The 22,863-nt window shown below is 64.0% G+C and carries 18 protein-coding genes; 10 read left to right on the top strand and 8 right to left on the bottom strand.

Annotation, left to right across the window (positions count from 1 at the left end; all coding sequences use genetic code 11):
• Positions 1 to 77 precede the first annotated feature (77 nt).
• Together AC3ITW_RS17355 and AC3ITW_RS17350 are read left to right on the top strand one after the other, a co-directional pair.
• A complete protein-coding gene (locus tag AC3ITW_RS17355; protein ID WP_489389779.1) occupies positions 78 to 2,003 on the top strand; it encodes a hypothetical protein in 1,926 nt (641 codons plus the stop codon).
• A gap of 3 nt (positions 2,004 to 2,006) precedes the next feature.
• Positions 2,007 to 2,423 carry a pilin gene (locus tag AC3ITW_RS17350; RefSeq protein ID WP_489389778.1) on the top strand — a complete coding sequence of 139 codons (417 nt, stop codon included), beginning with the start codon at positions 2,007 to 2,009 and terminating at the stop codon, positions 2,421 to 2,423.
• A 34-nt stretch (positions 2,424 to 2,457) separates the two neighbouring features.
• Here AC3ITW_RS17350 and AC3ITW_RS17345 read toward each other — a convergent pair whose 3' ends face one another.
• The gene (locus AC3ITW_RS17345; protein ID WP_489389777.1) at positions 2,458 to 3,561 is read right to left on the bottom strand and encodes a glycosyltransferase; all 1,104 of its coding nucleotides are present in this window, start codon (positions 3,559 to 3,561) and stop codon (positions 2,458 to 2,460) included.
• Positions 3,562 to 3,602: 41 nt separating this feature from the next.
• Between AC3ITW_RS17345 and AC3ITW_RS17340 the strand changes: the two genes are divergently transcribed.
• Positions 3,603 to 4,532 carry an FkbM family methyltransferase gene (locus AC3ITW_RS17340; protein WP_489389776.1) on the top strand — a complete coding sequence of 310 codons (930 nt, stop codon included), beginning with the start codon at positions 3,603 to 3,605 and terminating at the stop codon, positions 4,530 to 4,532.
• Positions 4,529 to 5,644, top strand: a complete 1,116-nt coding sequence (locus AC3ITW_RS17335; RefSeq protein WP_489389775.1) for a glycosyltransferase — start codon at positions 4,529 to 4,531, stop codon at positions 5,642 to 5,644. Before AC3ITW_RS17340 ends, AC3ITW_RS17335 begins: the two co-directional genes overlap by 4 nt.
• On the opposite strand, the gene AC3ITW_RS17330 is transcribed toward AC3ITW_RS17335, so the two are convergent.
• From AC3ITW_RS17330 to AC3ITW_RS17320, 3 genes are all read right to left on the bottom strand, one after another.
• A complete protein-coding gene (locus AC3ITW_RS17330) occupies positions 5,607 to 6,857 on the bottom strand; it encodes a lipopolysaccharide biosynthesis protein (protein WP_489389774.1) in 1,251 nt (416 codons plus the stop codon). The two genes, AC3ITW_RS17335 and AC3ITW_RS17330, sit on opposite strands and share 38 nt — an antisense overlap.
• Positions 6,847 to 7,980, bottom strand: a complete 1,134-nt coding sequence (locus tag AC3ITW_RS17325; RefSeq protein ID WP_489389773.1) for a glycosyltransferase — start codon at positions 7,978 to 7,980, stop codon at positions 6,847 to 6,849. The genes AC3ITW_RS17330 and AC3ITW_RS17325 overlap by 11 nt, the downstream gene beginning before the upstream one ends.
• A gap of 92 nt (positions 7,981 to 8,072) precedes the next feature.
• Entirely contained in the window at positions 8,073 to 8,945 is an 873-nt protein-coding gene (locus AC3ITW_RS17320; protein ID WP_489389772.1) for a glycosyltransferase family 2 protein, read from the bottom strand.
• Between the two features lie 350 nt (positions 8,946 to 9,295).
• Here AC3ITW_RS17320 and pilB point away from each other — a divergent pair, with 350 nt between their 5' ends.
• On the top strand, positions 9,296 to 11,029 hold the full coding sequence (pilB, locus tag AC3ITW_RS17315; RefSeq protein ID WP_065723846.1) for a type IV-A pilus assembly ATPase PilB: 1,734 nt from the start codon (positions 9,296 to 9,298) through the stop codon (positions 11,027 to 11,029).
• A 232-nt stretch (positions 11,030 to 11,261) separates the two neighbouring features.
• Here pilB and AC3ITW_RS17310 read toward each other — a convergent pair whose 3' ends face one another.
• Both AC3ITW_RS17310 and AC3ITW_RS17305 read right to left on the bottom strand, forming a co-directional pair.
• Positions 11,262 to 12,635 (bottom strand): sigma-54-dependent transcriptional regulator, encoded by a 1,374-nt coding sequence (locus AC3ITW_RS17310; protein WP_006387002.1) that lies wholly within the window; start codon positions 12,633 to 12,635, stop codon positions 11,262 to 11,264.
• A gap of 60 nt (positions 12,636 to 12,695) precedes the next feature.
• On the bottom strand, positions 12,696 to 14,309 hold the full coding sequence (locus tag AC3ITW_RS17305; RefSeq protein ID WP_032972469.1) for a sensor histidine kinase: 1,614 nt from the start codon (positions 14,307 to 14,309) through the stop codon (positions 12,696 to 12,698).
• A 376-nt stretch (positions 14,310 to 14,685) separates the two neighbouring features.
• Here AC3ITW_RS17305 and sucC point away from each other — a divergent pair, with 376 nt between their 5' ends.
• From sucC to AC3ITW_RS17290, 3 genes are all read left to right on the top strand, one after another.
• Positions 14,686 to 15,855 (top strand): ADP-forming succinate--CoA ligase subunit beta, encoded by a 1,170-nt coding sequence (sucC, locus tag AC3ITW_RS17300; protein ID WP_004154430.1) that lies wholly within the window; start codon positions 14,686 to 14,688, stop codon positions 15,853 to 15,855.
• Between the two features lie 20 nt (positions 15,856 to 15,875).
• Positions 15,876 to 16,751: a succinate--CoA ligase subunit alpha gene (sucD, locus tag AC3ITW_RS17295; protein ID WP_012511927.1), complete on the top strand. Its 876-nt coding sequence runs from the start codon at positions 15,876 to 15,878 to the stop codon at positions 16,749 to 16,751.
• Between the two features lie 221 nt (positions 16,752 to 16,972).
• Positions 16,973 to 18,607: an NAD+ synthase gene (locus AC3ITW_RS17290; RefSeq protein WP_135274876.1), complete on the top strand. Its 1,635-nt coding sequence runs from the start codon at positions 16,973 to 16,975 to the stop codon at positions 18,605 to 18,607.
• Positions 18,608 to 18,698: 91 nt separating this feature from the next.
• Here AC3ITW_RS17290 and AC3ITW_RS17285 read toward each other — a convergent pair whose 3' ends face one another.
• Together AC3ITW_RS17285 and AC3ITW_RS17280 are read right to left on the bottom strand one after the other, a co-directional pair.
• Positions 18,699 to 19,901, bottom strand: a complete 1,203-nt coding sequence (locus AC3ITW_RS17285) for a lipase family protein (RefSeq protein WP_489389771.1) — start codon at positions 19,899 to 19,901, stop codon at positions 18,699 to 18,701.
• A 199-nt stretch (positions 19,902 to 20,100) separates the two neighbouring features.
• On the bottom strand, positions 20,101 to 20,988 hold the full coding sequence (locus AC3ITW_RS17280; protein WP_006386922.1) for an outer membrane protein assembly factor BamD: 888 nt from the start codon (positions 20,986 to 20,988) through the stop codon (positions 20,101 to 20,103).
• A 113-nt stretch (positions 20,989 to 21,101) separates the two neighbouring features.
• Between AC3ITW_RS17280 and rluD the strand changes: the two genes are divergently transcribed.
• Together rluD and pgeF are read left to right on the top strand one after the other, a co-directional pair.
• The gene (gene rluD / locus AC3ITW_RS17275; protein ID WP_012511923.1) at positions 21,102 to 22,091 is read left to right on the top strand and encodes a 23S rRNA pseudouridine(1911/1915/1917) synthase RluD; all 990 of its coding nucleotides are present in this window, start codon (positions 21,102 to 21,104) and stop codon (positions 22,089 to 22,091) included.
• Positions 22,091 to 22,861: a peptidoglycan editing factor PgeF gene (pgeF, locus tag AC3ITW_RS17270; protein WP_153676046.1), complete on the top strand. Its 771-nt coding sequence runs from the start codon at positions 22,091 to 22,093 to the stop codon at positions 22,859 to 22,861. The genes rluD and pgeF overlap by 1 nt, the downstream gene beginning before the upstream one ends.
• Positions 22,862 to 22,863 lie beyond the last annotated feature (2 nt).

Genomic DNA, 22,863 nt, shown 5'->3' with positions numbered 1-22,863 from the left:
GCGCAAACGGCATAGCGGTATCGGGAAAGGGCCGCTCTGCGGCCCTTTCTTTTTTGGGGCAAGGGGAGTTCTATTCGATGCGAAGTGTGCCTGCGCAGCGACTGCTGCCCCTGGCGGGTCTTGTCCTGCTGGCGTTGCTGGGAGTGGGCGTCTATTGGAATGGCTTGAATGGGGGATTCATCTTTGATGACTTTCCCAATCTGGTAGACGATCCGGACTGGCGCCTGACCTCGCTGGACTTTACTTCCATCGCGCAGGTCATGGGTAACGGGGTCACGGGCGACGTGGGCCGCCCATTGGCACTGCTCAGTTTCGGCCTCAACTACTACTTTACCGGCTTGGCGCCATGGCCGATGAAGGTGACGGGCTTGGCTCTGCACCTCCTGAATTCAGTGCTGGTATTTGCTCTGGCGTCCGGGCTGATCGGGCGAGTGCTCAGCATGTCGTCGTCACAGGTGCGCTTGACGGCCTTCATGGTCGCCACCGCATGGATGGTTCATCCATTGCAGGTGTCTACCGTTCTCTACGTTGTGCAACGCATGGAGATGGGAGGAGCGACGGGTGTCCTGGTCGCACTTCTCTGTTATCTCAAGGCGCGCAGCAGCGTTCCGTGTTCCCGGGCAGCGTTGTTCTGGTGGTGCGGTGCTGTAGTGGGAGCCGGGATTGGCCTTGCCTTCAAAGAGACCGCGATACTGATTCCGGTTTACACACTGCTGATTGAGGTGTTTCTCCTCAAATTCCGGAATCCGGATGGAACGCGTGCCCGTGCACTGTCCCTTCTGTATGCCTTTGGGGCCACAGGGGCGGCGCTGCTGTACTTTGCAGTGATTCTGCCTGGTGCTCTGGTGCCGGAGCGCTACTCCGCACGTGATTTCAGCTTGGCGGGCCGGTTATATTCGCAGCCGGCGATTCTGTTGAACTACCTTCAGCAGATCATGCTTCCTTGGCCTGAGTCGTTGAAGTTCTATTACGACAATGCGCAGGTCCCGCCATCCTGGCGTTCAACTCTTTTCATTGTCCCGATGCTGGCGCTGGTCGCGCTGTTGACAGCGGCCTGGGGACTGCGCAGGCGCTGGCCCCTGACGGCACTTGGCATCGGATGGTTCTTTGCCAGCCATTTGCTGACCAGTAACGTTGTGCCGCTGGAGTTGGCTTTCGAACATCGGAATTACCTGGCAATCGCGGGTGTCGCTCTTGCTCTGGTGCAACCACTTGCGGCGCTGATGCAGAGGTGGACCGTTGAGGCACGCCGTACGGTAGGGGGAGTCCTGCTACTTTTTGTTGCGGCCATGGGGTGGATCCAGGTGCAGACGTGGGCAGATCCGATGCGTCTTGCTCTCACGTTGTCCAACCGTAATCCTGATTCTTCGCGGGCCGGTTACGAACTTGGACGAGCACTGCTTGCATCTGCCCCTGCCGATCCTGCTTCCCCGGCCTGGGCCCTGGCTGAGAAGGAGTTCATGCATGCGGCCTCATTGCCCGGCAGTTCGCCACTTCCCGAGCAGGCACTGATCATTCTCAAGTCGCATCAAGGGCGGGCGCAGCCCCCGGAGATATGGGGTGCACTTGAGCGAAAGATATCTAGGCGGTCATTGGGACCACAGGAAGTCGGGGCGCTTGAAGCGATCGTCGCATGCCGGGTTGAGGGGGGGTGCAGGCCAGCCGAAGAGCAGGTGCTGTTTGCTCTGTTGTCGACCGCAACTGCAGAGAATCCCCGCTCGTCGAGGGTCCGGGTGGTGTTCTCGAACTACGCCTTCAACGTAATGAGGGACCCGGCTCTAGCGATGAGGCTCATTCGTGAGGCCGTGCAAATCTCACCGAAAGACCTGGGATGTCGGCTGTGGCTGTTGAGGATGGGATTGGCATCGAACTTGCTTCAGGTCAGTGAGGCTAGGCAAGGATTGGGGATCCTGCGAGCCGTCAATCATCGCCACGCATATGACCGGGACATTGAGGGCCTGGAGCATTGGCTGGCGACGAGCCAACAAACAACAGGGGAGTAGCAGATGCATCAGCGTGGATTTTCCTTGATCGAACTCATGATCGTGGTTGCTATCATCGCCATCCTGGCGGCAATCGCGCTGCCGGCCTATCAGGACTATGTCGCTCGAGGGCAGGTAGCTGAGGGGCTTTCGTTGTCAACCGGGGCCAAGGAGGCAATAGCCACCTATTACTCCGACCATGGGCAGTTTCCTGCTGACAACCGTGCCGCAGGAATGGCCCCTCCAGGGTCGGTATCCGGGAAATTCGTCCGATCGGTGACGGTTGACAGCACCGGATCGATCGCGGTGGCCTTTGCGTCCTCGGCCAGCGCAAAGGTCGCTGGACAGACACTGGTTCTGACCGCAAGCGATACCAACGGCTCGGTGAACTGGTCTTGTGGAGGGTTGGACGCCAGGTATGTGCCCACATCCTGTCGCTAGACGACAGTCCGGTCCCGGGGTCTTGAACCAGAGTTCAGAGGTGATTTGGGCGTGTAGCCTCTACAAGAAGCGCTTCCATCTGAATGGCTCGTTCTTCCCATTCGAGGGCTCTCAGGTCGGTGTTGGAAAGCGGCATTCGAAGCTGAAGATCGATTGCTTCTACGAGTTCATCGATGTTGCCGGGGGTGTATGCGCGTATTGCGTCTCCGCCGATCCGTCGCGTATCGCCAACATCTGAGGCGACGATCGGCGTACCGCAGGCAATCGATTCCGCCAGTTTCAATGGGTAGCAGAAACGCCCAAACGCGGAATTGCGATTGCAGACGACCGATACATCGAGTGAATTGATCAACAAGGGAGCCTGCTTCCAGCCGATGACGCCGAAATCGATGATCCTGGGATGCGGGTAGCGGTGAAGGGTGGCATCCCTGGGGCCGGCAATGACGAGGTGGATGTCGGGGTGGCGCTCCGAAAGTGCGTGGAATGCCCGGAATAGGTCTTCAATGCCCCTGCTTTGGTCGAGGGCGCCGGCACAGCCAATCAGACGAGCCTTCACGGGAAGACCAAGCATCTCCCTGCTGGTACGTCTGTCGATCGGATGAAACAGATCCCGGCGAACCCCGTTCCCAATGACATGAACTGGAACAGGTGTTGAAAGGGTGGATTTCACATGGTCAGCCAGGGCATGTGTTACTGCGCTGATTGCCATTGAGCTTGCACATGCGCGACGAAACGCGGCGCGCAGGCCTGGGATTCGGCTTAGTCCGAAAGATTCGTAATTGTCGTAGAGATCTGCAGCATGAGGAGTATGGATGTGCTTCGCCAAGCTTGCGCCGAGCACGGTGCATGGCGCATCGGAGCTTGTCAGGAGTACGTCGACAGGATGCTGCTGGTGAAGTCGTCTGATTGCACGCTTCAACTGCATCGTCTCGAGTGAAAGAGCGTTGATGGAACGCCATCGAACCCCTGCCGCAGATAAAAAATTTCCGGAATCTCGGTGCCGATAGCTCAGTGCAATTCCGCTGACGGTATGCCCACGGCGTGCAAGTGCTTCCGGAATCTCCCAGAGGCGGCCATAGCGATCGTCGATAAGGTCGCGTCCGGTGTACTGCCGCTTGCAGAGCATGAGGACATGCATGGACGGACCTGTATGGAAAATCAGATGGGTAGTGCATCATCATGGGCCAGTTGAAGGTGGAAAGTCACCTACGGGGTGGGGGCATGGGAGTTGCAACAGCGCTAAGACAGGTGGGTAATCATCTGCGCCTTGGGGAGCGGCCGGGCTGGGCGCAGAGCATGCTGCGCCGCCTCTTCCGTCACGCCCAGGGGCGGCAGACCATACGCGACTTCGATGGCCGGTTCATGATGACCCTCGATCTGGCCGAACATATGCAGCGTCGCATGTTCTGGATGGGCTACTACAACCTTCGCCTCGTCTCCCTCCTCGACCATCTACTTGAGCAGGGCATGACCGTGGTCGATGTGGGAGCCAATATCGGGGAGATTAGTCTGGTCTGTGCGAATCGAGTGGGCAGTGCGGGCCATGTCGTCGCACTGGAGCCGATAGCCGGGATTGCCGAGGAATTGCGATTGAATGTAAGGCGCAATGGGCTACAGGGGGTAGTGCATGTCCATCAGCAGGGCCTGGCGGGAGAAATTGGCCGGCAGGCGATCTATGCGTCCTGCGGGCAGCATGATGTGAATGAAGTTCATCAAGGACTGGGAAGCCTGCATGGAACCGAGGGCGTCGACAATCGAATTGGAATCGTCGACATCACAACGTTGGACGAACTCGCACGGCGTATTGGCCTGTCGCGGTTGGATTTTTTGAAGGTCGACATTGAAGGTGGTGAGTTGCCCTGCCTGCAAGGTGGCATCGAAACGCTACGACGCTTCCTGCCGGTAATTGCAGTGGAAGTACAGGAGCGCTCCAGCCTGGCGGCTGGGTACCATAGTCGGCAGATTCTGGAGCTACTATTACCATTGGGCTATCGCTTCTATCGCCTGGAGACGAGACGGCGGCTGGTTCGGATCGATGTTCAGGATCTGCGGGACTATCAGGATGTGATCTGCTTCGCAGGGCCGGTTCGAGCCTTGGAGGTTGCATGATCTGGCTGCTGGCCAGTCGCTGGGAAGCCGGGGGACTGGAGCGTGTGCAGTTGAACCTCGCCCGTGGCTTCAAGGAGAGAGCGTGTCCGGTGAGCATCATTGCTGGGCGCGATCTGAATGGGCCGGGTGATAACAGTGAAGTAACGTTCATCGCTCCGCGCGGGGCTTGGCAGATGCTCCTTGGATTGCCTTGGCGCATCCGGCGAGAGCGGCCAGACGTCGTGGTCACCACCTCCAACGACATTGCGGTATGGATCACCTTCTGGCGCCGCATTCTTTATCCCTCGACGGCAGTCGTTGTGGCTCAGCATCTTTCCCTGTCAGGGCCAAGACGGCGGGCTCGTGGGTTCGTCAGAGTCAAACTGGAGTTGATTCGCTGGGCGATGCGGGTCACGCTGACGCGATCCCAGGGGCTGGTTGCTGTTTCTGCCGCGTTGGCGGCAGATATGGCGTCTGAGCTGAACATTCCTTATTCCAGCATACGAGTGATCCACAATCCGTTGGTCCGTATGGATGAGATGCAGGCAAATCTCATATCGCGGGCGTGGCCCTTCCCGGATGATGATGTGCCAGTTTTTATCTATGCAGGGCGCCTTTCATCGGAGAAACGCCTCGATCTTCTTTGGGAGGCATTTCAGCTAGTGCGAGCCACGCATCTGGCTCGTTTGCTCATATTGGGGCAAGGGCCAGAAGGTGTGCGCGTGGCCCAGTGGATCGAGGGGAGCAGCATTCAGGGTGACTGCGCGCTGCCGGGGCGGGTGGAGGATGCGCTTCCCTGGATGGCCCGAAGCACAGCGCTGGTGCTGCCATCAGACTACGAAGGGTTTGGCAATGTCCTGGTCGAGGCCATGAGCTGCGGAGTGCAGGTGATTGCTACCGATTGCCCACACGGTCCTTCGGAAGTCCTGGGAGGCGGCCAGTTTGGTCAATTGGTGCCAGTGGGGGACGCCCATGCATTGGCCCATGCCATGCGGAATGTGCTGGATGGGAAGCTGCGGGTGGCGGTTGAAACTCTCCGCGAACGGAGCAAAGCGTTCTCCATCGACGTAGCCTGTGCGGCGTATCTGGAGATATTCAACTCGGCAAGTGAGCGACTTCAGGACCAGAACTGAAAATTACCGTTGACCATGCGGCCGCTGCCATCAGTGTTTCGGCGAGGATGATCATCCAGACCGCTCCCAGCAGGCCGTGTGCAGGAATCCAGGTTGCAGCGATCAAAGCCATTATTACCAGCCCGAGAGCCTCGATGACGAACCGGTACATTTTCATGCCGCGTCCAATCAGGATATGACAGGCGATCTGGCGCAGGCTGTAACCAATAATGAACAGGCCCATCCATTGCAGGCCCGGAATTGCGGCAGAGAACTCCATGCCGAGCAGCGAAGGCAAGACGCCGGCGGCACACCACAGCACGAGGCTCCCCAATATTCCATACCCTGTCGCGGCCAGGATCATCGCAACTATCAGGTGTCGATACTGGGGGGATACTCGTTGCGCCCGGAACAGGCGCGGCATCGCGGACATGACCATTGCATCTAGTGGCATGGCAATCACCGCCGCGATGCGATAGCACGCAGCGTACAAACCGGCTATCTCGCTTCCACCTGCATGCAGGACGAACGATTTGTCCAAGGTGGTAACGGCAACGGCGGAGCTCCATGCTGCGGCGTGTCCCGTGCCATGCGCCAAATCACTGCGTCCGATCTGCATGTTCGCTGGGCCGGGGCGCAATATTCTCCGTACCAGTATCAGGGCCAGCACCGCGCTGCATGCCGAAGATGCCAGATGTAGCATTAGATAGACCGTCAGATCGTGGTCGACCGGTAGAAGGCCGAAGATGCAGATCGCCGCAAGCCTCATGGCTGCGTTCAATGCGGGAAGGGCAGCCGCCCAGCCCAGGCGGTCATTGGCTGAGAAGGCAAATGCGGCATTGGTGACGATAGGGAATGCAATGATTTCCGAAAGCGCGACAAGGCTGAGTGCGGGCCACGGCATTAGGCCTGCGGCCAATAGCGAGAATGTCAGGGAAAGCGGGACTGCGCTCACGGCGCAGAGTAGAAGGCTCTGCTTCCAGTAGCGGGGAAACTGCGTGTGGTCGGCAATGCTGTACTGATACATCAGCATGCCGCCGCCGAGCCCAACCAAGCCGGCGAGAGCCGAGGCAGTGCCAACCGTGCCGGAGAACAGGCCGTAGTTGGTCGCTCCCAATACGCGTGCGCCAAGGATGATCCATGCGGCCAGGCATGACATCCTCACGCCCTGCCAGAACATCACCAGGATCGAGGTTCTGGCCAGGTTGCCAAAGCGCGGCAACCTAGCGGACATCCGGCAACTCCATGATGGCGCGTAGTTGCTTCGCATAGTCCGCAGCGACCTGTGCATGGTCGAAGCGGGCTACCAGTGCAGGCCGTTGCGCGTGCGCCCAGGCCTGCGCCTGTTCTGGTGCGTCCAGCAACTCGATTAGTACGGTCGCAAGCGCATCTGAAGATCGCTGGCGGGCCAGGTAGCGGGGTGGGCCGGCTGGAAACGCATCACGCACTGCAGGCACATCTGTGGTGACGACCGGACAGCCACAACCGAGCGCTTCCACGGTAACCAGCCCAAGCCCTTCCTGATCTCCGTTGCGGGCCTCAATGAAGGGAGCTACGAGCGTGGTTGCACGTTGGTAGTAGGCGGGAAGCGCGCTTTGCGCCACAGGGCCGACGAAGCGAACGTGCTGCTGCAGACCTAGCGCCGCCACCTGGGCTTCTCGTGCTGGGAGTTCCGGTCCATGTCCGATGACGGTGAGCGATACCTGGGGATGACGAGCCAGAACCACTGGCAAGGCATCAATCAGATACGCCAAGCCCTTCTTCTCGACCAGTCTCCCGACGAACAGTAGTTCGTTACGTGCCCGTTTCAGCGGGGATGGTACGAAGCGATGTCGAAGATCCACGCCCATTGGCGAAACTGCCAAGGGAAGGTCTGCCGCCAAAGTGCGAAAGGGCGCCACCATCGCCCGACTGACGACGCTGGCCGCTTGCGCGCGGGCTAGGGAAAATCGCTTGATGGCTGAGAAAAGCCGTCCCTTCAGAGAGAAGAGATCCCCGCCATGGGAGGTCATCAGCATCGGAGGCCGGAGGCGCCTTGGCAGCAGCGCACTTGTCAGCCCCTGCGGGATGATCCAGTGTACATGCAGCACTTCGTGGCGATGGCGCCGCAGTTCGCGTTGCATGGCCCACCACTGCCCCATCAGGAAGGTGGGCAACAGTGCCAGCGTCCAGGGACGGCGGCGCAAGTTGGAAGTGATGCCGCCACCATTGACGAGTTGTTCCATGGCTTCCGGCGCGTAGCGATAGCGGATGACCTGTACACCGTCGAGTTGCTCGTGGGTGGCCGCCCCGGGAGCATGGGGGCAAAGCACAGTGACCCGGAAATCAACAGTCAGATGCTGGCTCAGGGCGTGCACGAACCCAGGCTCGGGGTCTCCTTCCCAACGCGGATAGGTAGACGCCACAACCAGTAGCCCTGGAAGGGGGGCAGTCTGCACGGCCCCCCCGGTCACTGGGGTGAGTCCTTCCGTGATGCGAGGTAGGTAAGACCGGTGATCTGCTCCGATACCAGGCCGATAAGGAAGATGATCACCGATGCGCTGAACAGTAGCGTGCTCATGTTTGTGAAGCGATGCATGGTCGCGAATGTATACCCGTAGTAGCCCAAGCCCAGCATGAAGAAGGCCAGCGCCACCGGCGCGAATAGCTTCAAGGGCGAGTACAAGGTCGCAATCTTGAAGATGATCAGCAGGAAGCGGATTCCATCCTTGATCGGGCGAATGTGGCTGCCATTGCCCACACGCTTTGCAACAGGGATTGGCACATAGGCAACAGGATAGGCGCTTCGGAAGAATGCCATGGTGCTGGTCGTTGGATAGCTGAACCCGTTGGGCAGCAGGTGCAGGAACTCGCGGAAGCGTCCGGCGCGTACCGCACGGAAGCCGGAAGTGAGGTCCATTACTTTGAAGCCTGTCATGTGGCTGGCCAGCCAGTTGTAGAACCGATTGGCGAGGCCGCGGTGGACGTTGGCTTGGCCGCTGCTGTCACGAGCGCCGACGACCATGTCGTAGCCCTCGGCCAGCTTGTCCAGCAATGCCCGGATGTGGGCCGGGTCATGCTGCCCATCGGCGTCCATGAACACGAGAATGTCTCCGCTGGCTGCGCGCGCGCCACGCTTGATCGAAGCGCCGTTGCCCATCGAATAAGGGCTGGAAAGCACCTGCACACCTTGTTCCCGCGCAATATTTGCGGTGTCATCGGTGGAGCCGTCGTCGACTACGATGATCTCTGCATGTGGGTACTGCAAACGAAGTGCCGGCAGCGTACGAAGAAGGCCTTCGGCTTCATTCTTGGCCGGCAGGATGATGCTGAGCTGATTCAAAATGTATCCCCATTTTCCCCGGTGCAATGGTACTCCGCTGCGGTGCATGAATGGGGTTGGGGAGGAAAGGCGGGGTCACGTCCCCATTGTGATGTGGCCTGGAGGCACTCTGAGGATGAAAGCGATGTGGAAACATGTGATCCGAAGGGATGTTGGCGGGCCGTTGACGGGGCTATCATCCCCGGGGGAGTCAGGATCGTGCCTGCCGGGCTGGGAGTGCCAGGCGAGGCAGTCATGCTGAAGGATTGGCGTCGTCGTCGGCCATCGGGTCGCGGCAGGTTCTACTGCCCTGTGCGGTGCCCCTGGAAGGCGCGCCGCACTGCCTGACCCATGATGAGCCAAGGATCCATATGAACGCCGTAACCACCGCCAATCTCGTCGGCATCACCGGCCTGGCCCGTCGCCTGGTCCAGGATGGTGCGCTGGACGAGGCTTCCGCCCGCGATGCCATGGCCAAGGCCGCTGCCGCCCGGCAGCCGCTGCCAACCTGGTTCGCGCAGAACAAGGTGGTTGGTGCGGCCCAACTGGCGGCCGCCAATGCGGTCGAGTTCGGCATGCCGCTGTTTGACGTGTCCACCTTCGATGCCAGCCAGAATGCGATGAGCCTGGTCAGCGAGGAGCTGCTGCGCAAGCACAACGTGCTGCCGTTGTTCAAACGGGGTGGCAAGCTGTTTGTCGGCACCAGCAACCCGACCCACTCGCTGGACGAAATCAAGTTCCACACCAATCTGGTGGTGGAGCCGATCCTGGTCGACGAGGACCAGATCCGCCGCACGCTGGAGCAGTGGCACGCCAGTCATGACACCCTGGGCGATGCGCTGGGGGGCGATGACGAGGGCATGGGAAACCTGGATGTCGCAGCCGGTGACGAAGATCTCGGCGCCAGCAGCGGCGATTCCGGCATCGACGCCAAGGGCGACGACACCCCGGTGGTGAAGTTCGTCAACAAGGTGCTGGTCGATGCGATCCGCAAGGGCGCATCGGACATCCATTTCGAGCCCTACGAAGACGATTACCGTGTGCGCCTGCGCATCGACGGCCTGCTGAAGATGGTCGCGCGCGCGCCGGTGAAGTTGAACCAGCGCATCGCCGCGCGCCTGAAGGTGATGGCGCAGCTGGATATCGCCGAAAAGCGCGTGCCGCAGGACGGACGCATCAAGCTCAACCTGTCCAAGAGCAAGCAGATCGACTTCCGCGTCAGCACGCTGCCGACCCTGTTCGGCGAGAAGGTGGTACTGCGTATCCTCGATGGCAGCGCGGCCAAGCTGGGCATCGACAAGCTGGGCTACGAGCCGGACCAGCAGAAGCTGTTCCAGGATGCCATCCACAAGCCGTACGGCATGGTGCTGGTGACCGGCCCGACCGGCTCGGGCAAGACCGTGTCGCTGTATACCGCGCTGGGCATCCTCAACGACGAGACGCGCAACATCTCCACCGCCGAAGACCCGGTGGAAATCCGCCTGCCCGGCGTCAACCAGGTGCAGCAGAACAACAAGCGCGGCATGACCTTTGCTGCGGCGCTGCGCTCGTTCCTGCGCCAGGACCCGGACATCATCATGGTTGGCGAAATCCGCGACCTGGAGACGGCCGAGATCGCGATCAAGGCGGCGCAGACCGGCCACATGGTGCTGTCCACGCTGCATACCAACGACGCGCCGCAGACCATCGCGCGCTTGATGAACATGGGCATCGCGCCGTACAACATCACCAGCTCGGTGACGCTGGTGATCGCCCAGCGCCTGGCACGCCGCCTGTGCGGCAACTGCAAGCGGCGCTCGACCCTGCCGGAGCATGCGCTGCTGGCCGAGGGCTTTACCCAGGCGCAGCTGGACGCGGGCATCGAGCTGTATGAAGCGGTGGGCTGCGATGAGTGCACCGAGGGCTACAAGGGCCGTACCGGTATCTACCAGGTGATGCCGATGACTGATGAGATCGCCACCATCGTGCTGGCTGGCGGCAACGCGCTGCAGATTGCGGAAGCAGCGCAGCAGATCGGGGTGAATGACCTGCGGCAGTCGGCATTGAAGAAGGCGGCGGCAGGCGTGACCAGCCTGGCCGAGATCAATCGCGTGACCAAGGATTGATGCCGCGCGGCTTTCTGTAGAGCCGAGCCATGCTCGGCTTAATGCCCGAACAGCAGCCGAGCATGGGCTCGGCCCGACAGTAGATCCACGCCATGCGTGGATCCGGGATGTGTGAGGTTGCCGGCCAGCGGCCGGCCCTACCACGTTGGTAGGTGGATCCACGACATGCGTGGATGGGGTGCCGCGCATCGGGTCAGAGCCCTTTCCTGCGGAAAGGGATCCGACCCGGTCCTTACTCCATCCCCAGCTTCTTCAGCTTGTAGCGCAGCGCACGGAAGGTGATGCCCAGCTGCGCGGCGGTACGGGTCTTGTTCCAACGGTTCTCTTCCAGCGCGCGCTGGATGGCGCTGCGCTCGAGCTGCTCGATGTACGAGGGCAGGGCCGCGCTGCCAGGCTGCAGGTCGGCCACGGCTTCGACAGGAGCGGCACCGCCGGGGACGCGCGGAGCATGCTGCGGCAGGCGCAGGTCGTCTGCACCGATGCAGTCTTCCTCGGCCAGCGCCAGCGCCCGTTCCAGAATGTTCTCCAGTTCGCGCACGTTGCCGGGGAAGGCGTACTGGGCCAGTGCCTCCAGCGCCGACGGCGCCAGCAGCGGGGTGGCGCGGCCGTGGCTGCGGGCCAGTCGTGCCAGCACTGCCGCGGCCAGCTCCGGCAGGTCCTGGCGGCGCTCGCGCAGCGGCGGCACCCTCAGTTCGATCACGTTGATGCGGTAGTAGAGGTCGTGGCGGAAACGCCCGTCCTCGACCAGTTCGGCCAGATCGCGGTGGGTGGCAGAGAGGATGCGCACGTCCACCGGTTCTTCGTTGGCTGCACCGACCGGCCGCACCGACTTCTCCTGGATCGCGCGCAGCAGTTTCACCTGCATCTGCAGCGGCAGCTCGGCCACTTCGTCCAGGAACAGGGTGCCGCCGTGTGCGGCCTGGAACAGGCCGGGCTTGTCGGCATGGGCGCCGCTGAAGCTGCCCTTGCGATGGCCGAAGAACTCGCTTTCCATCAGCTCGCCGGGAATGGCGCCGCAGTTGACCGGAATGAACGGTCCGGCCGCGCGCGCGCCCTGGGCGTGGATGGTGCGTGCGACCAGTTCCTTGCCAACGCCGGACTCACCCAGGATGTAGACCGGCGCCTGGCTGCGCGCGACCTTGCCGATGGTGGTGCGCAGCACGTCCATGGCCGGCGAAGCGCCCAGCAGGCGTGCGCCCTGTTCGGCGTTCGGCCCGGGCTGCGGGCGTTCGGCGTTGTTGAGTTCCAGTGCATGCTTGACCAGACCACGCAGGACGGCGATATCCACCGGCTTGCTGACGAAGTCGAAGGCACCGGCCTTCAGTGCTTCCACGGCCAGGTCCATGCTGCCGAAGGCGGTGATCATCGCCACCGGCGTGCGCGGGTAGTGCTGGGCGATCTCGCTGACCAGCTCGATGCCGTTGCCATCGGGCAGCCGCATGTCGGTGATGCACAGGTCGTACGGATTGCTGGCCAGCAGCTCGCGCGCTTCGGCCAGGTTGGCGGCGGTACTGATACGCAGCCCCATGCGGCCGAGGGTCAGTACCAGCAGTTCGCGGATGTCGCGTTCATCGTCGACGACGAGGGCGCTGCGGGTTTCGTTCATGGGCGTGAAAGATAAACGAGGGGGCTGGAAGCGACAAATGTTTGACGCACAGAATCGGAATCAGGTGGGCAACAGCGTGTGCGGGCCGGGCAGCACCAGGCGGAAGCAGGAGCCGCCGGCCGGCACCGGAATGTAATCCAGCCGTGCCTGGTTGGCCCGGCACAGTTCGCGGGCGATGTACAGGCCCAGGCCGGTGCCATGCTCGGAGGTGGTGAAGAACGGACGGAACAGCTGCGCGGCCACGCTCTCTGGAATACCCGGGCCACGGTCCATCACGTCGATCACCGCGCTGCGCTCGTGCTGCGCCACGCGCAGCCGCACGCGTGCAGGCTGCTGGCCGATGCGGCCGTACTTCAGGGCGTTGTGCACCAGCACGGTCAGCACCTGGTAGAGATGCTTCGCATCGACCTGGGCCATCACCGAACTGTCGTTGATGATCGGCTCGATGCTGTCGGTCTCCAGCGTCTGCCCCTGCTTGTACTCCAGCACGAAGCGGCGCACGAACGCGGCCAGGTCCACGTTCTCGGGGGTGGCGCGCTCGCGCCGGGCCAGGCCCAGCACGCTCTCGACGATGCCGTTGGTGCGCTGGCACTGCTGGCGGATGATCTGCAGCAGGCGGCGGTCGCTTTCGTTGAAGCCGGTGCCTTCCTCCAGCAACTGCACGGCGTAGTTGATCGCCGCCAGCGGGTTGCGGATCTCGTGCGCCAGGCTGGCCGAGAAGCGCCCCATCGCCGACAGGGTGAGCGATTCGGCGCGGCGCGAGACCACGCTGGAGTCATCCAGGAACACCAGCGCCAGTTCGCTGCCGGCCAGCAGGCGGGCAAAGCGCGGTTGTACCTCGGGCTGGTCGGGGTTGAGCTGCAGCGGCAGTTCGTCCTGCGCCCAGCCGTTACGCCAGCGCTGCAGGCGGCGGGCCAGTTCCGGCGCGGCGCTGGTCAGGTCCAGGCGCCCGCTTTCGCCATTGCCATCGCTGTCGCCCAGCAGCATCGAGGCGGCTTCGTTGGCCAGGGTGATGCGACTGTCGGCATCCACCACCAGCACGCCGGTACGCATGCGGCGGATGATCAGTTCGTTGATCTGGAACAGGTTGGCTACTTCATCGCCGCGCTGGTTGGCCAGCTGCTGGTTGCGGCGCGCGCGGTTGCCCACCTGGAAGCTGATGAAGGCCAGCGCGAGGTAGCTGGTGGCGAACATCGCCAGTTCGGCCAGGGTGCGGGTGGGGTCGCCGCCTTCCAGTACTTTCCAGAGGTATTCGGTACCGGTGGCCACGCTGGCGGCGATCGCCAGGCCCAGGCCCCAGCTCAGTGGCAGCAGCGTGGCGGCGGCGGCGATGTTGAACAACAGCGACATCGAGATGCCGGCGCTGGCGCCGGGCAGGGCATGCGACAGCAGGGTGGCGGCGACGATGTCCACCAGTACGCCGCTGACCACGATCGGGCGCAGCCAGCGTTCGTTGCGGCCGATGGCCAGGGCCAGCAGCGACAGCAGCAGGTAGATGGCCGCGACGGTATCGGCCAGTCGCGGGTGATGGGCTTCGCCGACCATGGCCGACAACGGGCTGTACAGCAGGCCGGCGATGACCGCGGCGATCAGCACCCGGTACAGCGCGAAGAAGTACAGCTCACGCCGCGGAATCGATTCGATGCGGTCGATCAATGAAGCACTGGGTGACACGCCGGAACTCCCCTTCTGGCTGCCTGGGTCTGGAATCTGCGGCGGGCCTGCCTGGCGTCCCCTGAAGCCGGCCGGCACGTCGCGTCGATGTGGCGTCGAGTCTGCTCGATACGACCAGTATAGGGCCCCCGACAGGACGCCGCCGGAGTCACCCGGATCGCGCATTTGGCCCGCTGTGGATACCGGTGGCCAGCGTCGGGCGGGGCGCAACTGCCTGAATGATGGTGGAAATCTGGCCGGGTCTGGCGTTTTGTACAGACTTCTTTGCGCCCCGGCGCCGGCTCGGCCACAATAGTGGGCCCGCCGCGGTCCATGCCGGCGCCCCGCCGGGGCCCTGAGGAATTGCGTGCGGTCGTTCCTATTCCCACGGTGACGCATGAATTTCCACGAATACCAGTCAAAACAACTGCTTGCCGAGTACGGCATCCCGGTCCCGGCCGGCAAGGTCGCTGCGACCCCGGACGAAGCGGTTGCCGCTGCCAACTCCCTGGGCCAGGGCCCCTGGATGGTCAAGGCGCAGATCCACGCTGGCGGCCGCGGCAAGGCTGGCGGCGTCAAGTTCTGCAAGACCACCGACGACGTGAAGGCCGCTGCGGCCAAGATGCTCGGCACCAAGATGGCCACCTACCAGACCGCTGGCGTTGAACTGCCGGTCAACCTGGTGCTGGTGACCACCGCTGGCGAGATCGTCAAGGAACTGTACCTGTCGGTGCTGGTTGACCGTGGCACCAAGACCATCACCTACATCGCCTCTTCGGAAGGCGGCGTGGAGATCGAGCAGGTCGCTGCTGAAACCCCGGAGCTGATCCACTCGCTGAACGTCGACTTCGTCGAAGGCGTGCAGGGTTACCACGGCCGTGATTTCGGCTTCAAGCTGGGCCTGACCGCCAAGCAGGCCGGCCAGTTCGCCAGCATCATGGTGAACCTGTACCGCCTGTTCAACGAAAAGGACCTGGCGCTGGTTGAAATCAACCCGCTGGCCATCCTGGACGACGGCAACCTGTACGCGCTGGACGGCAAGTTCGACAGCGACGACAACGCCGCGTTCCGCCAGAAGGCCCTGGTCGCCATGCGCGACAAGACCCAGGAAGATCCGACCGAAGTGATCGCTTCGGAGCTGGACATCAACTACGTCACCATGGACGGCAACATCGGCTGCATGGTCAACGGCGCAGGCCTGGCCATGGCCACCATGGACGTCATCAAGCTCAACGGCGGCGAGCCGGCGAACTTCCTGGACGTGGGCGGCGGTGCCAACAAGCAGCGCGTCATCGAAGCCTTCAAGCTGATCCTGTCCTCGGACAAGGTCGAAGGCATCTTCGTCAACATCTTCGGCGGCATCGTCCGCTGCGACATGATTGCCGAAGGCATCATCGCCGCCGTGAAGGAAGTGGGCGTCAAGGTTCCGGTCGTGGTGCGCCTGGAAGGCACCAACGTGGAAGAAGGCAAGCAGCTGCTGCGTGACAGCGGCATGGCCATCATCCCGGCTGACAACATCAACGATGGCGCCAAGAAGATCGTTGAAGCTGTCAAGAACGCTGCCTGATTCGACACCAAGGAATTCCCATGTCTGTTTTGATTAACAAGAACACCAAGGTGATCGTGCAGGGCTTCACCGGCCAGCAGGGCACCTTCCACGCCACTCAGATGATCGAGTACGGCACCCAGGTTGTTGGCGGCGTGACCCCGGGCAAGGGTGGCACCACCCACATCGACCTGCCGGTCTTCAACACCGTTGCCGACGCCGTGCAGAGCACCGGCGCCAACGCTTCGGTCATCTACGTGCCGCCGCCGTACGCGGCTGACGCGATCCTGGAAGCCGCTGCTGCCGGCATCAAGGTCATCGTCTGCATCACCGAAGGCATCCCGGTGCTGGACATGCTGCGCGTCAAGAACGTGCTGACCCGTTCGCATCCGGACACCGTGCTGATCGGGCCGAACTGCCCGGGCGTCATCACCCCGGGTGAGTGCAAGATCGGCATCATGCCGGGCCACATCCACAAGCCGGGCAAGATCGGCATCGTGTCGCGTTCGGGCACCCTGACCTATGAAGCGGTCAAGCAGACCACCGAAGTCGGCCTGGGCCAGTCCACCTGCATCGGCATCGGTGGTGACCCGATCAACGGCCTGAACTTCGTCGACTGCCTGAAGCTGTTCAACGAAGACCCGCAGACCGAAGGCATCATCATGGTTGGCGAAATCGGCGGTGACGCCGAAGAAGCCGGCGCCGAGTACATCAAGCAGTTCGTGAAGAAGCCGGTTGTCGGTTTCATCGCCGGTGCGTCGGCTCCGGCCGGCAAGCGCATGGGCCACGCCGGTGCGATCGCCTCGGGCGGCAAGGGCACTGCTGAAGGCAAGTTCGCTGCCATGGAAGCCGCTGGTGTTGTCACCGTCCGCTCGCCGGGCGACCTGGGTGCTGCCATCGCCAAGCTGGTGAAATAAGATCGACTGCCTCTGGCAGACGATTCTGTAGAGCCGGCCGCTGGCCGGCTGCTTGAAACAGAAGGGCCGCCTCCGGGCGGCCTTTCTGCGTCTGGCTTCGGGCGAACATCCGCCGGGCATGGCCCGGCGCTACCTGGCCGGATCTACACGGTAGCGCCGGGCCATGCCCGGCGAACGCGCAGCGCTACAATGAGCGCATTGCAACCACAGGCTGGATTCCCATGGCTTCGATCCGCATCGCGATGGCGCAGTTCGACTTCCCGGTCGGCGATGTCGCCGGCAACACCGAGCGCATCATCGAGATGATCGGCCAGGCGCGCGACGAGTACGGCGCCGAGCTGGTGATGTTCCCCGAGCTGGCGGTGAGCGGTTATCCGCCGGAGGACCTGCTGCTGCGCCCCGGTTTCCTGTACGAATGCGAGCAGGCGATGACCCGCATCGCGACTGCCTGCCGTGGCATCACCGCCGTGGTCGGCTGGCCGCAGGCGGCCGGTGCGGTGGTCTACAACGCCGCCAGCGTGCTGCGCGACGGCCTGGTCGAGCAGACCTACCGCAAGCGCGAGCTGCCCAACTACGCGGTGTTCGACGAGCGTCGCTACTTCGATGTCGACCCGGACGGCGGCAGCTGCGTGTTCGAGGTCAACGGCATTCCGGTGGGCCTGCTGATCTGCGAGGACCTGTGGTTCGCCGAGCCGCTGGCCGACACCGTGCGCGAAGGTGCGCAGCTGGTGGTGGTGCCGAATGCTTCGCCCTACGAGCGCGGCAAGCATGCCCAGCGCGACGCCGTGCTGGCTGCACGTACCCGCGAGAGCGGGGCGGCGATCGCCTATCTCAACGTGGTCGGTGGCCAGGATGCGCTGGTATTCGATGGTGCCTCGGTGGTGGCCGATGGCGACGGTACCGTGCACCCGGCCGCGGCGGCCTTCGTCGACCAGTGGCTGGTGGTGGAGTACGACGGTGAAACCCGCCGCTTCCTGCCGCACGTGTGGATGGACGATGGCGACGAGAGCATGGACGCGCTGGCGTGGCGCGCAGTGACCCGGGGCATCCAGGACTACTGCCGCAAGAACGGCTTCAGGAAGGTGTGGCTGGGCCTGTCCGGTGGCATCGACTCGGCGATCGTGCTGGCGATGGCCGTGGACGCGATGGGTGCCGAAAACGTCACCGCGGTGCGCCTGCCGTCGCGCTATACCGCTGGCCTGTCCAACGACCTGGCCGCCGAACAGTGCCAGGCGCTGGGCGTGAAGCTGGAAGCGGTGTCGATCGAGCCAGCATTCAAGGGCCTGATGGAATCGCTGGCGCCGATGTTCGAAGGCACCACCCCGGACGTGACCGAGGAAAACCTGCAGTCGCGCAGCCGTGGCGTGATCCTGATGGCGCTGGCCAACAAGTTCGGCGGACTGCTGCTGACCACCGGCAACAAGAGCGAGTATGCGGTGGGTTACGCCACGATCTACGGCGACATGTGCGGTGGCTACGCGCCGCTGAAGGACCTGTACAAGACCGAGGTGTTCGGCCTGTCGAAGTGGCGCAACACCGTGGGCGGTGCGCCGGTGATCCCGCCGGCAGTGATCAGCCGCCCGCCGTCGGCCGAGCTGCGCGAGAACCAGCTGGACCAGGATTCGCTGCCGGCCTATGACGTGCTGGACGGCATCCTGTACCGCTACATCGACCAGGAGCAGTCGCGCACGGAGATCGTTGCGGCCGGTTACGACGCGGCCGTGGTCGACCGCGTGCTGCGCCTGGTGCGCATCAGTGAGTGGAAGCGGCACCAGGCCGCACCGGGGCCGAAGGTCTCGCGGCGTGCGTTCGGCCGTGAGCGCCGTTACCCGATCAGCAACGGCTACAAGGGCTGAGGCAGGCCGCCGGGCATGGCCCGGCGCTATCTGGTAGTGCCGGCCGCTGGCCGGCAACCCCGTACACCGCGTATCCGCGCACGGCGTGGATCTACCGGGCCTGGTCGAGCAGCTGTTCGAAGCCAGCGGTTTCGGTGGCTTCGTCGAACGGGCTGTCCCCCAACCGCGCACGCACGAACGCCAGCCCATCGGCTGCCGCCGCATCCAGCGTGCCGCGGTGGTCGACCGGATAGCGCCGGAATGCCACGGGCTCTCCACGCAGGGCCAGCCCCGCGGCATACAGCAGGGTGGTCAGGTACGGTACGTCGCGGTCCTCGCTGCCATGGCCCAGCATCAGCGGCTGGCTGAAACCGCGGCGCGGCACGCCCAGGTAGTCGTGCAGCAACGTCCAGATGCCCGCCACGTCGGTCAGCGGTGCGGTGAACATCGCGCCGGTATCGGCGCCTTCCAGCGTGGCGGCCAGTTCGCCCAGGCATTGCCTGCGCGCCAGCGCGACCCGTGTACGCCCCTCATCGCTGAGCACACGGTCGATCTGCGGGGCGACCTGCAGCAGGCCATCCAGCAGATAGGCGTGATAGGCGTTGAGCGCGCCGGGATTGGCAGTGCGGTTGTCCGGTTTCATCACCAGTGCGGTCAGTTCGACGGCGGTGGGCGTGCCGGTGGTGAAGCTGCCGCGGTACCGCAGTGATGGTCCGCCGTAAGCATCTGCGATGTGGCCGGCAGCAAGCGCGGCGGCACCGCCCTGCGAATGGCCGACCGACACCCAGCGCGGCGACAGCGTGGTGCGGCCGAGGTACTGATGGCTGGCCTTGACCAGATCGATGGCGTTGCGTGCGGCGGTGCGTACGTGCAGATAGGCGTGGTCACCGGGGCTGCCGAGGCCCTGGTAGTCGGCGGCGACCACGGCATAGCCCTGTGCCAGGAACAGGTCGAGGAAACGCCCGTCGCGTTCAGGCTGGTAGGGGCCGGACACGGAGGGGGCGCAGCGATCGGCGATGCCCTGGGTGCCGTGTGCCCACGACACCACCGGCCAGCCACCGACCGGAGCCGCGCCGGCCGGCAGGTACAGCAGGCCGGTGCCTGCGGCCAACTGGCCACGGTGGTCTGGGGTGCGGTAGTGCAGCTTGTAGGCCTGGGCGGCCTTGGACGGCACCCAGCTGGCGCGGTACGGCGCCGCAGAGAGCAGGTCGCCGGGTGCGGCCGGGCTGGCGCCCAGCGGGCCAGCGGCCAGCGCCAGCACGGCACAGGCGATCAGGGCGGGCAGCGGCCGCAAATGGCGGGACGGTCGGGACATGGGGCGCTCCTTGCCGGCCGGGATGGCCGTTGCGCCGCAGTGTGGAGGGCCTTGCCCGCGCCGATTGGGACCGGCGTCGCATCCACCGGGGATTCGGAGAATTCCTAGATGCCGGTCCCGGTGCGGGGAGGCGGGCTGGGAGAGCAGTCGAGCATGGCTCGACTCTACAAAAGGAAAGGGCCCCTTGCGGGGCCCTTTCTTACTTCTTTTCCAGTCGCGCGTTGCGCTGGCCGGTGCTGGCGGACTTCTCGCCGGCGAACGGGTTCAGCTTGCGGATCATCCACGGGTACTTCGGCCACTTGCCTTCCAGCCACGGGTGGTCCGGCTGGTTCAGCTGCAGGACGCGGCGGGCGTCGTCGGCCAGGGTCTTGTTGCCCAGGTGGGTGTAGGAATCAGCCAGGACGGCGACGGCGTCGTACTGGAAGGCGCTCTGCGGGTAGGTTTCCAGCAGGTAGTTGGCGCGGCCCGCGGCCGAGACCCAGGCGCCACGGCGCATGTAGTACAGGGCGTTGTCCAGCTCATGCTGGGCGAACACGTCACGCAGTTCCAGCATGCGCTGGCGCGCATCGGCGGCGTAGCGGCTGTTCGGGTAGCGGTCGACCACGATGTTGAAGTCCGAGTACGCCTGGTGCGGCGTGGACAGGTCGCGGCGGCTTGCATCCAGCGACCATACGCGGCGCAGGAAAACCGTACTGCGGTTGGAGTTGGCCAGGCCGCGCAGGTAGTACAGGTAGGCGATGTTGCGGTGGGTCGGATAGGTACGGATGAAGCGGTCGATGCTGGACACCGCGTCATCGTGCTTGCCGGCCTTGTACTGGGCATAGGCGGTTTCGATCATCGCCTGTTCGGTGTACGGGCCGTACGGATACTGGGCCACCAGGCGGCGGAAGCTGGACTCAGCACCGCTCCAGTTGCCACCCTGCATCAGCTTGTGGCTCTTCTCGTACAACTGTTCGACCGGCGTCCCTTCATCGGGGCGATCGCCCTTCTTGGCACCACGGTGGCAGCCGGTGGCAGCGATGACCAGCACCAGCAACAGGGCGGTGAGGCGGACGGGCGCAGAGAGCATGACGGAGCGTCGGATCATGAGGTCGAGGCGGGACGCGGCTGGAATACGAAGGGTCGATGATAGCCTAGTGTCCTGTCCAGCGACTGAAACCGGCCGCCGGGACCCCAAAATTTCAAAGAATGCCCCCTGCCATGTCTGAACAACCCTCTGAATCGGCCCGCCAGGCCATCGTCCCCGACACCTCTGCCGGCCGCCGTTTCGACGCGGTCGTGGCCGAATTGTTCCCCGAATACTCGCGTTCGCGCCTGACCGAGTGGATCAAGAACGGCGATGTCCTGCTGGACGGCGCCCAGGCCCGCCCGCGCGATCCGCTGCGCGGCGGCGAGGTGGTCACCCTCACCGTGGTGCTGGAAACCCAGACCGACGCCCAGCCGGAGGACATCCCGCTGGACGTGCTGTTCGAGGACGAGTACCTGCTGGTGATCAACAAGCCGGTCGGCCTGGTGGTGCACCCCGGCGCCGGAAACCACAGCGGTACCCTGGTCAACGCCCTGCTGTTCCGCGACCCGTCGGTGGCGGTGCTGCCGCGCGCCGGCATCGTGCATCGCCTGGACAAAGACACCAGCGGCGTGATGGTGGTGGCCAAGACCCTGGAGGCGCAGACCGCGCTGGTCGAGCAGCTGGCCGCACGCGACGTGCACCGCCAGTACCTGGCCATCGTGATGGGCGCACTGGTGGCCGGCGGCACTGCCGATGCGCCGATCGACCGCCACCCGCGCGACCGCCTGAAGATGGGCGTGCGCGAGGATGGCAAGGAAGCGGTGACCCATTACCGCCTGCGCGAGCGCTTCCGTGCACATACCGCACTGGAATGCCGTTTGGAAACCGGTCGTACCCACCAGATCCGCGTGCACATGGCGCACATCCGTCACCCGATCGTGGGCGATCCGCTGTATGGCGGCGCGCTGAAGCTGCCCAAGGGCGCCAGTGACGAGCTGGTGGCCGCGCTGCGCGGCTTCAAGCGCCAGGCGCTGCATGCCGAGACGCTGGAGTTCGTGCACCCGATCACCGGTGAGACGGTGCGCAACACCGCGCCGGTGCCGGCCGACATGCTGCACCTGCTGAAGGTGCTGCGCGAAGACAGCGACGCCTTCGCCGCACGCGAGCGGGACCGCTGGTGATGGCTGCCGCGCTGCCGTTGCTGCAGGCGGACTGGCCGGCGCCTGCGGGCGTCCACGCGCTGACCACGCGGCGGCATGGTGCCGGCATCTCGCCGGCGCCGTTCGCGCAGTTCAACCTGGGCAACCGCCACGCGGCCGATGGTGACACCCCGGCCAACGTCGAACACAACCGCCAGCTGCTGCAGCAGGGGCTGGCGCTGCCGTCGGCACCGCATTGGCTGCGCCAGGTGCACAGCAGCACCGTACTGCGCTTCAACGCGCCGCCGGTGGCCGGTGCCAGCGAACCGGTCGCCGACGCAGCGGTGACCTCGGTGCCGGGTGTGGTGCTGGCGATCCTGACCGCTGACTGCCTGCCGGTGGTGTTCGCCGCCGTCGATGGCAGCGAGGTGGGCGCTGCGCACGCCGGTTGGCGTGGGTTGGCCGACGGCATGCTGGAGGCCACCGTGGCCGCCATGCAGACCCCGCCGGCGCAGCTGCGCGCGTGGCTGGGCCCGGCGGCCGGACCGGCCGACTACGAGATCGGCGAGGAGGTCTATCACGCCTTCGTCGGTCACGATCCGGCTGCCGAGGCCGCCTTCGTGGCAACCCGAGCTGGGCACTGGAAGGTGGACCTGTTCGTCCTGGCCCGTCAGCGCCTGCAGGCGGCGGGGATGGACCCGGCGCAGATTCACGGCGGCACGGTGTCGACCATGGCCGATCCGGACCTGTATTCGCACCGGCGCGACCGTCGTACCGGACGCATGGCAACCCTGGCCTGGATCGCGCCCTGAGC

The sequence above is a fragment of the Stenotrophomonas sp. KH_052 genome, from assembly GCF_057838755.1.
Note: the sequence above shows the minus strand (reverse complement) of the source record. Positions and strands in the feature narration are given on the sequence as shown.